The organism is Humidesulfovibrio idahonensis (genome assembly GCF_054657715.1).
On record NZ_BAAHYE010000002.1, the window covers coordinates 181712 to 194038 of the forward strand.

Annotated in this window: 13 protein-coding genes; 9 read left to right on the forward strand and 4 right to left on the reverse strand. The window is 67.1% G+C overall.

Annotated elements, in window-relative coordinates; translation table 11 throughout:
• The first annotated feature begins 55 nt into the window (after window positions 1–55).
• The 3 genes from ACYQ4W_RS01090 to ACYQ4W_RS01100 are packed head-to-tail and all read left to right on the forward strand — an operon-like array spanning window position 56 to window position 1601.
• Window positions 56–457 carry a PA2779 family protein gene (locus tag ACYQ4W_RS01090; RefSeq protein WP_459851858.1) on the forward strand — a complete coding sequence of 134 codons (402 nt, stop codon included), beginning with the start codon at window positions 56–58 and terminating at the stop codon, window positions 455–457.
• 29 nt (window positions 458–486) lie between these two features.
• Window positions 487–1125 (forward strand): C39 family peptidase, encoded by a 639-nt coding sequence (locus ACYQ4W_RS01095; RefSeq protein ID WP_459851860.1) that lies wholly within the window; start codon window positions 487–489, stop codon window positions 1123–1125.
• Complete coding sequence (locus tag ACYQ4W_RS01100) at window positions 1122–1601, forward strand: tetratricopeptide repeat protein (protein ID WP_459851862.1); 480 nt, start codon at window positions 1122–1124, stop codon at window positions 1599–1601. The genes ACYQ4W_RS01095 and ACYQ4W_RS01100 overlap by 4 nt, the downstream gene beginning before the upstream one ends.
• Window positions 1602–1676: 75 nt before the next feature.
• On the opposite strand, the gene ACYQ4W_RS01105 is transcribed toward ACYQ4W_RS01100, so the two are convergent.
• Window positions 1677–2432 (reverse strand): UPF0280 family protein, encoded by a 756-nt coding sequence (locus tag ACYQ4W_RS01105; protein ID WP_459851864.1) that lies wholly within the window; start codon window positions 2430–2432, stop codon window positions 1677–1679.
• A 149-nt stretch (window positions 2433–2581) separates the two neighbouring features.
• Between ACYQ4W_RS01105 and rpmH the strand changes: the two genes are divergently transcribed.
• The 6 genes from rpmH (at window position 2582) to mnmE (ending at window position 7744) form a co-directional block, all read left to right on the forward strand.
• On the forward strand, window positions 2582–2719 hold the full coding sequence (rpmH, locus tag ACYQ4W_RS01110) for a 50S ribosomal protein L34 (protein WP_459851866.1): 138 nt from the start codon (window positions 2582–2584) through the stop codon (window positions 2717–2719).
• Entirely contained in the window at window positions 2707–3102 is a 396-nt protein-coding gene (gene rnpA / locus ACYQ4W_RS01115; RefSeq protein WP_459854416.1) for a ribonuclease P protein component, read from the forward strand. The genes rpmH and rnpA overlap by 13 nt, the downstream gene beginning before the upstream one ends.
• Window positions 3096–3380, forward strand: coding sequence for a membrane protein insertion efficiency factor YidD (gene yidD / locus ACYQ4W_RS01120; protein ID WP_459851869.1), 285 nt, complete (start codon window positions 3096–3098; stop codon window positions 3378–3380). Before rnpA ends, yidD begins: the two co-directional genes overlap by 7 nt.
• Before the next feature lie 3 nt (window positions 3381–3383).
• Window positions 3384–5000 (forward strand): membrane protein insertase YidC, encoded by a 1617-nt coding sequence (gene yidC, locus ACYQ4W_RS01125; RefSeq protein WP_459851871.1) that lies wholly within the window; start codon window positions 3384–3386, stop codon window positions 4998–5000.
• A 39-nt stretch (window positions 5001–5039) separates the two neighbouring features.
• Window positions 5040–6260, forward strand: coding sequence for a Jag family protein (locus ACYQ4W_RS01130; RefSeq protein ID WP_459851873.1), 1221 nt, complete (start codon window positions 5040–5042; stop codon window positions 6258–6260).
• Window positions 6261–6343: 83 nt separating this feature from the next.
• A complete protein-coding gene (gene mnmE / locus ACYQ4W_RS01135) occupies window positions 6344–7744 on the forward strand; it encodes a tRNA uridine-5-carboxymethylaminomethyl(34) synthesis GTPase MnmE (protein WP_459851876.1) in 1401 nt (466 codons plus the stop codon).
• Between the two features lie 55 nt (window positions 7745–7799).
• Here the strand turns inward: mnmE and ACYQ4W_RS01140 are convergent, their stop codons facing one another.
• The 3 genes from ACYQ4W_RS01140 to ACYQ4W_RS01150 form a co-directional block, all read right to left on the reverse strand.
• On the reverse strand, window positions 7800–8246 hold the full coding sequence (locus tag ACYQ4W_RS01140; RefSeq protein WP_459851879.1) for a YXWGXW repeat-containing protein: 447 nt from the start codon (window positions 8244–8246) through the stop codon (window positions 7800–7802).
• A gap of 235 nt (window positions 8247–8481) precedes the next feature.
• Entirely contained in the window at window positions 8482–11196 is a 2715-nt protein-coding gene (locus ACYQ4W_RS01145; protein WP_459851882.1) for a response regulator, read from the reverse strand.
• Window positions 11189–12157 carry a phosphate/phosphite/phosphonate ABC transporter substrate-binding protein gene (locus ACYQ4W_RS01150; protein WP_459851885.1) on the reverse strand — a complete coding sequence of 323 codons (969 nt, stop codon included), beginning with the start codon at window positions 12155–12157 and terminating at the stop codon, window positions 11189–11191. Before ACYQ4W_RS01150 ends, ACYQ4W_RS01145 begins: the two co-directional genes overlap by 8 nt.
• Between the last annotated feature and the right edge of the window lie 170 nt (window positions 12158–12327).

A 12327-nucleotide genomic window follows, 5' to 3' on the forward strand; every position in this document is an offset into this window, starting at 1 on the left:
GCGCGGCGCGCAGATTTGGCAAACCCTCACGAATCAACAGCCACAGGAGAACCGTATGCACTCGCTCTTTGGCGCACACCTGATGCGGAACACCGCCCTTTTTCTGATCCTGACCATGTCCACCCTGGTGACCTTTACGCCCCGCGCCGAGGCCGCCTTCGTGCCCACGTCCCTCAGCATGGTTTCCGAGGCGCGCGCCCAGGACCTCGCCTCCGTGCAGAAGGTGCTGGAGAACAAGGCGGTCAAGGCCCGTCTTTCCGCCCTGGGCTACACCGACGCCGAGATCTCGGCCAAGCTGTCCATGGTCTCCGACGCGGAGCTGCACAAGCTGGCCACGCAGATGAACGCCCTTGACGCCGGCGGCGACGGCATCGGGTTCATCATCGGCATCCTGGTCATCGCGCTCTTGGTCGTGGTCATCGTCAAGATCAGCGACAAGACCATCACCATCCGCTAACGGCTCAGGATTCCTTGCTCAACACGCGCATGAAACGGGAAGGCCGTTCCGACGCCTCGCTGGCGCACGGGGCGGTCTTCCCGACTTCCTCCCGCCGGGCGTTCCTCCGGCTTCTCACTGCCGGCCTGCTGGCGCTTTGCCTGGGCGTTGCGGCCTGCGCCCGGCCTCTGCCGCCGGACTTCAGCGCGCCCCAGGGGCGGCGCTATCTTGAGGCCGTGCCCTTCCACCCGCAGGAGGAGTATCAGTGCGGCCCGGCCTCCCTGGCCACGGTGCTGAACTTCCTCGGCGATCCCGTCAGCCCGGAGGACATCGCCAAGGCGATCTTCCGCAAGGACCTGCGCGGCACGGTGAGCCTGGACCTGGCCCTGTATCCGCGCGGGCGCGGCTTTCACACCCGCTTCCTGCGCGGCTCCCCGGCGGAGGTCATGGCCTCCGTGGACGCGGGGCGGCCCGTGCTGGTCATGATGGACAACGGGTTCACCGGCGTGCATCTCTTCCATTACATGGTCGTCACCGGCTACGATCCTGAGGGCGTGCGGGTCAATTCCGGCCGCAACCAGGCGCAGCGCATCTCCTGGCAAGACTTTTTGTCCGGCTGGGAAGGCTCGGACCGCTGGACACTTTTTGTGGAGCCCGGCCCGGCCGCGCGGCGCGGGGAGCGCAAATGAAGGCGGCGGCCCGCCTGACTTCGCTGGCGGCGGCCCTGCTGCTGGCGGCCCTGCTGTGCGCGGGCTGCGCCGTGCCGCAGATCGTGGTGCACGACGATCCGCTCTCGGCCGAGGAGCATCTGAAGCTGGGCATGGCCTATGAGGCCGACAAGGAGCCCGAACGCGCCGCCGCGGAATACCGTCTGGCCGGGCGCAAGGTGCCCGTGGCCAAGCTCTATCTGGGCAATGTGCTGTTCGGCATGGGCAAGCTGAGCGATGCCGAGGATGAATACCGCGGCGCAATGAAGCAATTGCCGGACAACGCGGAAGTGCTGAACAACCTGGCCTGGCTGCTCTACACGCGCAAAAGGAATCTGGCCGAGGCCGAGTCCTTGGCCGCCCGGGCCGTGAGCCTGGAGCCCAAGCGCGGAGCTTTCGCGGATACGCTCAAGGCCATCCGGACCCTGCGCGGCACCGTCCAGCCGTTGAGGAAATAGGCGCTCCCGAAGTTTCTGGACGTGTTCAAGTCCCTGGACAGCGCGGCACCGGCCAGCCGTTGAAGAAATAGGCGCTCAGCCTTCCTCCAGCGCCACCAGCTCCATCTTTCCCCACACGCCAAGCCTGCCGCCCGCCTGGGCGAACACGCCCTCGAGCCCCAGCGGCGCATACTGCCGTGCGCGCGCCAGCACCAGGTCCAGGTCGTCGCCGGTATCGATGAGATTGGCCAGGGCCGTGGCCGCTGCGTCGGCAAAGGCGCCGCTTTTGGAGCGCACCACCACCAGCTCGCCTTTGCCCAGGCTCAATGATGGCCCGATGGTGGCCGAGGACGCGCAGAGGCTCACCGGGAAGTCGCACTTGCCGAGCTTGAGCCCAAGGCGCGCGCCGCTTTCCGGGTCGCCCAAGAGCGCCACCACGCGGTCCTTGGTGGAGTGCATGTAGATGTCGCCCCCGTTCTCCACGATGAGATTGGGGCTTGACGGCGCGAAGCGGTCGGCCACCATCTGGGCGAAGGTTCCGGCCACGGCGGCCATGGGGCCGACGCCGACGCTGGCGGCCGCGCGGGCCATCTCCCGCGCGATGGCGGGCGCGCCCTGGGGCGCGGGCACGGGCACCAGGCTTTCGCGAAAGCCGGGGGTGAGGAGCATGAAGTTCTTCAGCTCTCCGCGCAGCTCGCGCACGTGGTCGAGCATGGGCTGCGAGAGATCCTGCTCCGCGGTGATGAAGAGGTCCGTCTGCTCCAGCACCACCTGAAAGGTGGTCTCGCCGCGCTGCGGCCGCACGGTCTCGCGGTAGCTCCGGGCGGGCGAAAGGAATACTTGCTTCGTCATGGTTTAAAGCGTACCAGAACGGAGCAGAAGCGAAAAGGGCCGGATTGCGGGCCGAGCGATAAACCGGAGCTTGACGGACGTCTCGCTTGCGGCTATACGGCTTGGTTCCGCACCGACGGAAAAGAAATTATCCTCCCAGGAGAGCACATATGAGCAAACGCACCTATCAGCCCAGCAAAATCAGACGTAAACGCACCATCGGTTTCCTCGTGCGTTCCCGCACCAAGGGCGGCCAGGCCGTCCTTCGCCGCCGCCGCCAGAAAGGGCGCAAGAGATTAGCCCTCTAGACTGGCCCAAAAGCCGCCGCCTGCTTCAGAGCAAGCGCTTCGGCGTTTGCTACGACCAGGGCCGCAAGGTCTACACCCGCCACTTTGTCCTCTTCGTCCTCGGACGGGAGGACGTGGCGGAGGGATTTCGGCTCGGCATGACCGTGAGCCGGAAGGTCGGGAAGGCGGTCTTGCGCAATCGCGTGCGACGCGTGGTGCGCGAATTTTTCAGGCTGCACCAGGCCATGATCGACAAGGCTCTGGACATCGTCGTTGTTCCGAAGCGGAGCCTGGATCCGAAGAGCATCGACATGGCCCTGGTGGAACAGGAGTTCCTTCCCGTGCTTTCCCGGCTTGGCCGGGAGAACGGGGCGGGAGTCACCGACACGAGGTCTCCATGCTGAGAGGCACGCACGGGACAAAGCGCCTAGGCGCCGAGTCCGTTCTGCTGGCGCTCATTTGGCTCTACCAGAGACTTTTGTCCCCCATCTTCGTGGGCTCCTGCCGCTTTGAGCCCTCCTGCTCCGAGTACGCCAGGCAGGCCGTGATTCTGCACGGTCCCCTGCGTGGCAGCCTCTTGGCCCTGTGGCGCGTCCTGCGCTGTCAGCCCCTGTGTCGGGGCGGGTTTGATCCCGTGCCCGTCAGCTTCTCCCCCAACATCCCAGACACCCACGCGAGCTGATACATGGATACCAAACGCCTCATCGCAGCCCTGGCCCTCTCCCTCATCGTCCTCATCGGCTGGGGCTACCTGTTCCCCTCCGAACCGGCCAAAACGCCGCCCATCGCCGCGCAGCCAGAATCCAAGATCGAACAGGGCGCCAAGCCCGCCGCCGCAGCAGCAGCAGACGCAGCCGTCACCGCCGAGTCCGCCCTGGGCCGCCCCGTGACCATCAAGACCCCGCTGTTCTCCGCCCGGTTCAACACCCAGGGCGGCGTGCTCGAAAGCTTCGTGCTCAATAATTATCACGAGACCATCGCCCCCGAATCCGACCGCATCGACATCGTGGGACCCAACGCCCGCAACCAGGCCGCCCTGGGGCTGATGATTCTGCCCGCCGGGGCCGAGGTGCACACCTGGAACACCCCCGGTTGGACCAGCGACGCCGCTGACGCCGAACTTTCCGGCGCGGAGAAGAAGACCCTCGTCTTTACCGGCGAGGCCGCGGGCCTCAAGATCGAGCGCCGCCTCACCGTGAGCGCCGATTCCTACCTCGTCACCGAGGAGACCACCTTCACCAACGCGGGCACGGCGCCGGTCACCGGCCGCGTGGCCTACACCATCGCCTCGGCCGGGCTTTCCCCCAAGGACGACAAGTACAACGCCACGCGCGTGGCCTTTGGCCGCGTCAAGGGCGGGTTTGAGGAGCACACCGACCACGGCGACCTGGAGAAGAAGGGCGCGTCCTCGGAAGGCGTGGTCAACTGGTCGGCCATCGAGAGCAACTTCTTCCTTTTCGCCGTCATGCCCGAAACCGCCGACACCCTGGGCCAGGGCCGCATGAAGGACGGCGTGTTCCACATCGCCGCCAGCCACCCGGCCACCTTCGAGGCCGGCCAGGCCAAGACGCTGAAGACCAGCTACTACATGGGCCCGGCCGACCGCGCCATTTTGGCGCACATGCCGAACAAGCTGGATCAGGCCATCGACTTCGGCTGGTTCCACCTCATCGCCGTGCCGCTGCTGGCCATTTTGAACTGGTTCTACCAGTACGTGCACAACTACGGCGTGGCCGTCATCCTGCTCACCGTGCTCATCAAGCTCATCTTCTGGCCCCTTTCGCACAAGAGCTACAAGAGCATGGACCAGATGAAGCGCATTCAGCCCATGATCCAGAAGCTGCGCGAGAAGTATGCCGACGACAAGGAGCGCATGAATCAGGAAATCATGGCGCTCTACAAGACCTATAAGGTGAATCCGGCGGGCGGCTGCCTGCCCATGATCGTGCAGATTCCCGTGTTCTTTGGCTTGTACAAGGCGCTTCTGGGCAGCATCGAGCTTCGGCACGCGGCCTTCATCACCCATGTGCCGTTCTTCCCCAACCTTGTCTGGCTGGCCGACCTTTCGGCCAAGGACCCCTACTACGTCACGCCCCTCATCATGGGGGCCACCATGTTCATTCAGCAGAAGATGACCCCGACCGGAGGCGACCCCACCCAGGCCAAGATCATGCTGCTTATGCCGGTGGTGTTCACCTTCATGTTCCTCAACTTCCCCGCCGGGCTCGTGGTCTACTGGCTGGTGAACAACGTCCTCTCCATCACCCAGCAGTGGTGGATGATGCGCGCCAAGAAGGCGTAAGGGACGCATGGTGGTGAAACAGCTGCTGGGAGGATACCTGTGAGCGATAGCAAAGAATTCCAGGGAAAGAACCTGGACGAGGCCATCGAGGCCGCCTGCAAGCATTATGACCTGAAACGCGACAAGCTGGAGATCGAGATCATCTCCGGCGGCTCCTCCGGCATCTTCGGCCTCATGGGCGTGAAGAAGGCCGTGGTGCGCGCCAAGCCCCGCGGCAGCTTCAAGACCGTGGCCGAGCCCGCCCCGGCGGAACGCCAGGAGCGCCGCCCCGAGCGGTCGGAGCGCCCTGAACGCCAGGAACGCCCGCGCCGCGAGCCCGAGGCCGATGCCCCGGTTCAGACGAGCGGAAACGCCGTGCCTTCCGAGGCGCAGGCCCAGGCTGAAGCGGCTTTCGCCACGCCCCAGGCCGAAGGCCAGGAGCAGCAGGGCGACCAGCCCCGCCGTTCCGAGCGCAGCCGCCGTGGCCGTGGCCGCGGCCGTGGCGAACGCAGCGGCGAACGCGGCGGCGAAAGGCCTGCCGAGAAATCCGCCGACCGCCCGGCCGAGAGGTCTGGCGAAGCCCAGGCCGACCGCGACGGCAACCGCGCCCCGCAGCCGCGCCGCCGCGAGCGCCCGCGCCGCGAGGCCGACCAGCAGCGTCCGCCCCGCCGCGAGCCCCAGGCCGCCGGCCGCACGGACGACGAGGACAGCGGCGCGCCCCAGGGCATCGGGCATTTGGATCAGGCCAAGCTGGAGGAGGTCGCCCGCGAGGTGACCCAGAAGCTGCTCATGCCCCTGGTGGAGAACGCCCAGGTGAGCGTGGAGCTTTTGACCGACCGCGTGTGCGTGAAGATCGAGGACCCGGACAACACCGGGCTGCTCATCGGCCGCGAGGGACAGACCCTGGCCTCCATTCAGTATCTTGTGAACCGGTTGGTCAGCAAACGCATGGACGCCTCCGTGCGCGTGCAGATCGACGCCGGGGACTATCGAGAGAATCAAGATGAGAGGCTGCGCCAGATCGCCCGCCACCTGGCGGACAAGGCCACGGCCACCGGCCGCACCCAGAGCACCCGGCCCATGAGCAGCTACCACCGCCGCGTGGTCCACCTGACCCTGCAGGACGACGAGTTCGTCTTCACCCGCAGCAAGGGCGAGGGCTCCATGAAGCGCGTGCTCATCATGAGCAAGCGCAAGGGCAAGGACGGCGAGCTGCTGGAGCCCACGGGAGCCGAGAACGGCAACGCCGCCCAGGACTACGACGAATCCGCCGGGGAATAAGCCCCGGCTTGCATAACGCCAACGCCGCCGGGGCCGGGAGCTTGTCCTTCCGCCCCGGCGGCGCTGCATTTGAAGGAGCGCCCATGGCCGACGCGGACAAGGACACCATCGCCGCCATCGCCACGGCCGCGGGGGCCGGCGCTGTGGGCATCGTCCGCCTGAGCGGTCCGCAAGCCAGCGCCCTGGCCGCCGCCCTGTTCCATTCCTCGCGCCCGCGCTTTAGCGGGTTCAAGCCCTATCTTCTGCACCACGGCACCCTGGCCGACGCCCAGGGCCGCGCGCTCGACGAGGTCCTGGCCGCCTACATGCCCGGCCCCGGCTCCTTCACGGGCGAGGACGTGGTGGAGCTGTTCTGCCACGGCGGGCAGGCCGTGCTGCGCGCGGTTCTGGACGAACTGCTCGCGCGCGGGGCGCGCCTGGCCCGGCCCGGCGAGTACTCGTACCGCGCCTTTAAGAACGGCAAGCTGGACCTGGCCCAGGCCGAGGCCATTGCCGAGACCATCGCCGCGCCCACGCGCGCCGCGCTGCACCTGGCCCAGATGAAGCTCTCCGGCGCGCTTTCGGAGCGCATAGGCGCCCTGCGCGCCCGGCTGGAGGCCCTGCGCGCCCAGCTCTGCCTGGCCGTGGATTTCCCCGATGAAGACGTGGAGTGCCTGCCGCCAGGCGCCCTGCGGACTGAGGCCTTGTCCGTGGCCGACGATCTGGCCGCGTTGCTGGCCGGGGTGGAGCGGACGCGGGCCTGGCGCGAGGGCGTGCTGGCCGTTCTGGCCGGGCGCGTCAACGCGGGCAAGTCGAGCCTGATGAACGCCCTGGTGGGCCGCGCGCGGGCCATCGTCTCCGCAACGCCGGGCACCACCCGCGATTATCTGGAGGAGATGCTGGACCTCTCCGGCCTGCTCACGCGGCTGGTGGATACGGCGGGCCTGCGGCATGGGCATGGCGCCCAGGGAGTGGAGGCCGTGGAGGCGGCGGGGCAGGACCTGACGCGGGAGTTCATGGCCCGCGCCGAGGCCGTGCTCTATGTGCTCGACGCCTCGCAGCCGCTGACCCCGGAGGATCGTGAGGCCCTGGACGGCCTCGACCCTGCTCGGGCGTTGGTGGTGCTGAACAAGTGCGACCTGCCGGGCGGCGGGGCCGCGGCGGAGGAAGGCGTCGCCGGGCTGGGGCTGGAATGGGTGCGTGTTTCCGCCAAGACCGGCCAAGGGTTGGAGGAGTTCTGCGCACGCCTGCGCGGGAAGCTGCTGGGCGGGGCCGGCGAGCCGGACCCCGATGAAACTGCGCCCAACGCGCGCCAGGCCGCGAACATCCGCCAGGCCGGGGACGAGCTCGCCGCGCTTGCGGCCGAGGTCGAGGCCGGGCTGCCCTATGACATTTTGGGTCTGCGCCTGGACGCCGCCTGCCGCGCCCTGGCGGAGATCACCGGCGAAATAGCGCCGGACCAGGTTCTGGAAGCCATCTTCTCCAAATTCTGCATCGGCAAATGAGCGCAAAAAAGGCCCGGAATCGCTTCCGGGCCTTTTCATTCATGCTGCCGGCTGTCTAGCGGTGGCCGCGGCCGTGCCCCTGGTCGCCGCCGCGATCGTCGTCGCGGTCGTCGCGGTCATGGCCGTAGGCGTTGCCGCGTCCATGGTTGCCCGGGCCGCGGTGGTCGTCGCGGTCGTCGCGGTCGCGAAGGTCAGGCTCCCAGCGGCCCGGCTCATAGTGGTGGCGGTCGCCTCTGGGTTCCCAGCGGGGAGCCACCCAGTGGTGGCCGGGACGCTCGTGCTCCCAGTGGCCTTTGGACCAGCGGTGCTTGTGGCCGTCCCAGTACCAGAAGCCCTCAATCCACACGAACCCGGGGCGGCCCTCGTGGATGACCTCGACCCTGGGCGGCGGCGGCGCAATGCCCAGGTCGATGCTGATGTTGACCTGCGCCATGGCGGGAGCGGCCATTGCGCCCAGGCACAAAACGGTGGCGAACATGATCTTGAGCTTCTTGCGGTTCATTTCCGGTCTCCTTGCCCGCCGGCGTTGGGGCGGCGTGGGATTGTGTTCAGCGTTCGGTTCAAGTTCGTTGGACTGGGCCAGGCGGGTACCTTCACCCAGGATACGCTGTAAACATAGCAGAAGCCGTGCCAAAAGATACAGCTTTGAAATTGCGGGGAATAATATCCGTTGATTGTGCCGTGGCGCAAAATCTGCGCAGTGTTGGTTGAAAATTGGCGCGCTTACGGGCTGCCGGTCATCCATCGGCAGGGGGCGGCAGGCGCTCCTGGTTGCGGGCAAGGGCGCGTTGCAGCTCCGCCCACAGCGAATCGGGCGAGCAGGGCTTGGCCACGTAGCCGTCCATGCCCGCGCCAAGAAAGCGTTCGCGGTCGCTGGCCATGGCGTGGGCGGTCACGGCCACGATGGGAATGGCGGGGTCGTAGTCCTTGCCGTCGGACTCGCGGATGCGCCGCGTGGTCTCCACCCCGTCCATGCCGGGCATCTGGATGTCCATGAGCACCGCGTCGTAGTACTCGTCCGCAAGGGCGTGCAGGGCCTCGTTTCCGTTGGCCGCCACCGCGCCTTCGCAGCCGAGTATCTCCAGGTACTTCAGTGTGGTTATCTGGTTCAGGGGGTCGTCTTCCACCACCAGCACCCGCGGCTTCACGGGATGCGCGGCCAGGTCGCGCTCGGCCTGCTCCAAGAAGGCCTTGTCGCGGAACAGGGCCGGCTCGGTGCTGGCCTCCGCGCGGCGCAGGGGCAGGGTGAGGTGGACCTCTGTGCCGTGGCCGGGTTCGCTGTAGGCTTCCAGGCGTCCGCCCATGAGCGCGGTGAGACGCTTCACCAGGGCCAGCCCCAGGCCGATGCCGCCGTGCATCCTCGTATAGGGCGACTCCACCTGGGTGAAGGGTTCGAAAATGTTCAGCAGGTGCTCGTGGGCGATGCCGATGCCCGTGTCGCGCACCACGAAGTGCACGGGCAGGCGGCCGTCGGCCCGCAGGGCGCGGGGACCTTGAATGGGGTAGATCTCCAGGCTGGCCTGCCCGCCGTTGGAGAATTTCACGGCGTTGCCCAGCAGGCTGAGCAGAATCTGGCGGATGCGCCCTGGATCGCCCAAGAGCGGACCGTCAAGGCCTGGGGCGATGGAGAGCATTATGCGCAGGCCCTTGGCCTTGGCGGCGGGCTCCACTCCGGCGCACACCGGCCCGGCCACGTCTTCCACGTGGAAGGGCTCTTCCAGGAGGGGCATCTTGCCCGATTCCAGGCGCGTGACATCCAGCAGGTCGTTCAGGATGAGCGCGAGGTTGTCGCTGGCGGCCAGGGCATGGTCGAGGTAGTCCGCCCGCTCGTCCGCGTTCAGGTTGTCCTGGCGCAGCACCTGGAGCATGCCTTTTATGCCGTTCAGCGGCGTGCGCAGCTCGTGGTTCATGACGGCCAAAAAGTCGCCCTTGGCTTTGCTGGCGGCCTCGGCCGCGTCGCGCGCGCGGATGATCTCGTCCTGGGCGCGGCGGCGCTCGGTGATGTCCTGCACGTTGACCACATGATAGAGTACGGCGCCCCGGGCGTCCTTCACCGTGGTGACGTCCATTTGCGCCGGGAAGCGGCTGCCGTCCTTGCGCAGGTGCTCGGCCTCGAAGGTGTGGTGGCCCGTGGGGCCGGAGAGCAGCAGGTTGGCCTGCACCGTGGCCCGCAGCTCTTCCGGGTACACGCAGTCGCCGGGCTGGTCGGCCAGCTCCGCCTCTGTGTAGCCGTGCATGCGCGCAAAGGCCGGGTTCATGGCCTGCAGCCGCTGGGTGCTGGGCGAGCAGATGGCGATGCCCCAGGAGGCGTTCTTGAAGAGCTGCGCCCAGCGGCCCAGGCTGTCCTCGGCCTGCTTGCGCAGGGTTATGTCGCGGTTGCTGGCGCGGCGGCCCAGCAGCGTGCCGTCGGGCCGGGTGATGTCCACGCAATGGTGGTCGACCCAGACGATTTGCCCGGAGCTGTGCAGCACGCGGAAGTCCAGTTCGCCGGGTTCGATGCTGCCGGACTCCACCTCGTGCATATGGGCGTCGTACAGGTGCCGGTCCTCCGGGTGGACGATGCTTGCGAGCAGGCCGGGGTCCTGCATGAAGGCCTCCGCCGTGTAGCCGGTATAGAGCTCGCACGAGGGCGACATCCAGATGAGCTGGCCATCCGGCGCGCGCCAGTATTCCCAGTCATAGGTGAAGTCGGCCACGGTGCGGAACTTTTCCTCGCCCGCGCGCACGGCCTCGAGCATGGCGTTGAAGCCGCTGCCGAGCCGCCCGATCTCGTCCGCGCCTTCCTCGGCCTTGAAGCCGCGGTCGCCCGCGCGCACGGCGTCCACCGCCGTCACCAGCTTGTCCAGCCCGCTGGAGAGCCTGGCCCCGATGTACAGGGCGAAGAGCCCGCCCATGACGATGGCGATGACGGCATACGACATGCCGTCTTCCACCACGCGGTCCAGGTTCTTTTGCTGCGCGCTTTGGGCCAGGCCTATGCGCGCCCAGCCCAGCATGCGCGAGCCGGTGACGATGGGCATGGCCAGGTCGATCTGGTCCTTGGTGATGACGAGGTATTGCAGCCGCGGGGTGCGCTCCAGAAGCGAAAGGCTCAAGGGGTCGGAAACGTACTTGCCCTCCAGCTCGGGCCGGGTGTGCGCCAGCACGCGGCCTGCTGGGTCGATGACGCTTGCGTAGGTGAGGCCCGGCATGTTGCGCGTGGCCCCGATGATCTCCTCCAGCCCGCCGATGTCGCGGGAGAGCACGGCGGAGGCGCTGGCGACAGCCAGGGTGCGGGCCAGGGCGTCGGCCTTGGCCAGGGCCTCGTTGCGCAAAAAATCCTGCTGGCGGCCCACCATGTCGATGACGAACACGGTCATGAGCAGCGCGTGCACCACGGCCACGCCGATGACCAACTGGTGCCGCACGGAGCGGTTCCACAGACCGCGCAGACGGCTGAGGGCGCTATTCATTGAGCCCCTTCGGCTCGCGCACGGCGTTCGTGTAGCGGGCTATGAAGTCGCGCACAGGGGCGAAAGTGGCGTCGTTCGCGGGCTCAAAGCGCTCCACCCCGGCCATGTTCAGCACGCGCCGGCCTTCCGGGGTTTCATGGATGTGGAACAGGGCCTGGGCCACTTTGTCGCGCACCTGCGCCGGCACGGATTGCAGCGCCACAAGCCCGTTGTTCGGCAGCGCGGGGGTTTGCCAGCGCACCGCGATGAGCCGGGCCTGGGCCGGGCGCTCCTTTTGAAACACCTGCCAGGCGCGCGGACTGGTGCAGGCGGCCTGGGTGACGTCGAGGCAGACGTTCAGCATGGCCGAGTCGTGGGTGCCCACAAAGCGCTGCACAATGTCCTTGGCCGGATCGATGCCGTGCTCCCGCAGAAACAGCTCGGGCATCATGGTGGCGGCCAGGGCAGTGGGCGCCGGGAAGGAGACGCTGGCGCCCTTGAGCCCGGCCAGGGTGGTGATGGGCGAGTTTTTGCGCAGCAGGATGATGCCCCGGAAGTCCTCGTCGCGGCTCATCTTGCCGAAGACCGCGTACCCGTGTTCCAGCGAAAGGACCGTCTGGTAGGGGTTGGGCAGGGCGAAGTGCACCTTGCCGGCGGCGAGTTTTTCGTTGAACGCCGCATAGGTGAGCGATGTTTCGAGCTTGAGCTCCACATGCTCGGACGCCAGGCGCTTGTTCACCATGTCGAGCAGGGCGCCGTAGATTTCGGCCAGCTTCTGGGGGCTCATGAGCGGATGCGGCGCGAAGATGTACTGGGTGACGCGCACCGTGGGCTCGGCGGAATATTTGGGCGCATAGGCCGGCTGGTCCGCGTTGCCGCAGGCCCAGAACAGGAAGCACAGGCAGCACAGAACGAATGTGGCCCGAAGGTTCGCTGCTTTGCTGGCGACTGGCCCGCCTGGCAACACAATCCGTTCGTTCACGCTGGCCTCGCGCCGGGGAGTCGATTGTTGCCGGAGCGCGTACAGGCGCTTTCGGCCAATGAACGTCAAATGCATGCAGAACCGCTAGGGAAAAGAGGTCCGCCACGGGCGCACCTGCACTCTACGTATTTCCCTTCCCGGCGTGAGTCAATGGTATTTCTTCAAATTAG

Bases quoted from the DNA above. Each gene is read 5' to 3' on its own strand.
- ACYQ4W_RS01100 (WP_459851862.1), top strand. From the start codon at position 1,122: ATGAAGGCGGCGGCCCGCCTGACTTCGCTGGCGGCGGCCCTGCTGCTG.
- ACYQ4W_RS01095 (WP_459851860.1), top strand. From the start codon at position 487: ATGAAACGGGAAGGCCGTTCCGACGCCTCGCTGGCGCACGGGGCGGTC.
- ACYQ4W_RS01105 (WP_459851864.1), bottom strand. From the start codon at position 2,432: ATGACGAAGCAAGTATTCCTTTCGCCCGCCCGGAGCTACCGCGAGACC.
- yidD (WP_459851869.1), top strand. From the start codon at position 3,096: ATGCTGAGAGGCACGCACGGGACAAAGCGCCTAGGCGCCGAGTCCGTT.
- rpmH (WP_459851866.1), top strand. From the start codon at position 2,582: ATGAGCAAACGCACCTATCAGCCCAGCAAAATCAGACGTAAACGCACC.
- ACYQ4W_RS01140 (WP_459851879.1), bottom strand. From the start codon at position 8,246: ATGAACCGCAAGAAGCTCAAGATCATGTTCGCCACCGTTTTGTGCCTG.
- yidC (WP_459851871.1), top strand. From the start codon at position 3,384: ATGGATACCAAACGCCTCATCGCAGCCCTGGCCCTCTCCCTCATCGTC.
- ACYQ4W_RS01090 (WP_459851858.1), top strand. From the start codon at position 56: ATGCACTCGCTCTTTGGCGCACACCTGATGCGGAACACCGCCCTTTTT.
- ACYQ4W_RS01145 (WP_459851882.1), bottom strand. From the start codon at position 11,196: ATGAATAGCGCCCTCAGCCGTCTGCGCGGTCTGTGGAACCGCTCCGTG.
- mnmE (WP_459851876.1), top strand. From the start codon at position 6,344: ATGGCCGACGCGGACAAGGACACCATCGCCGCCATCGCCACGGCCGCG.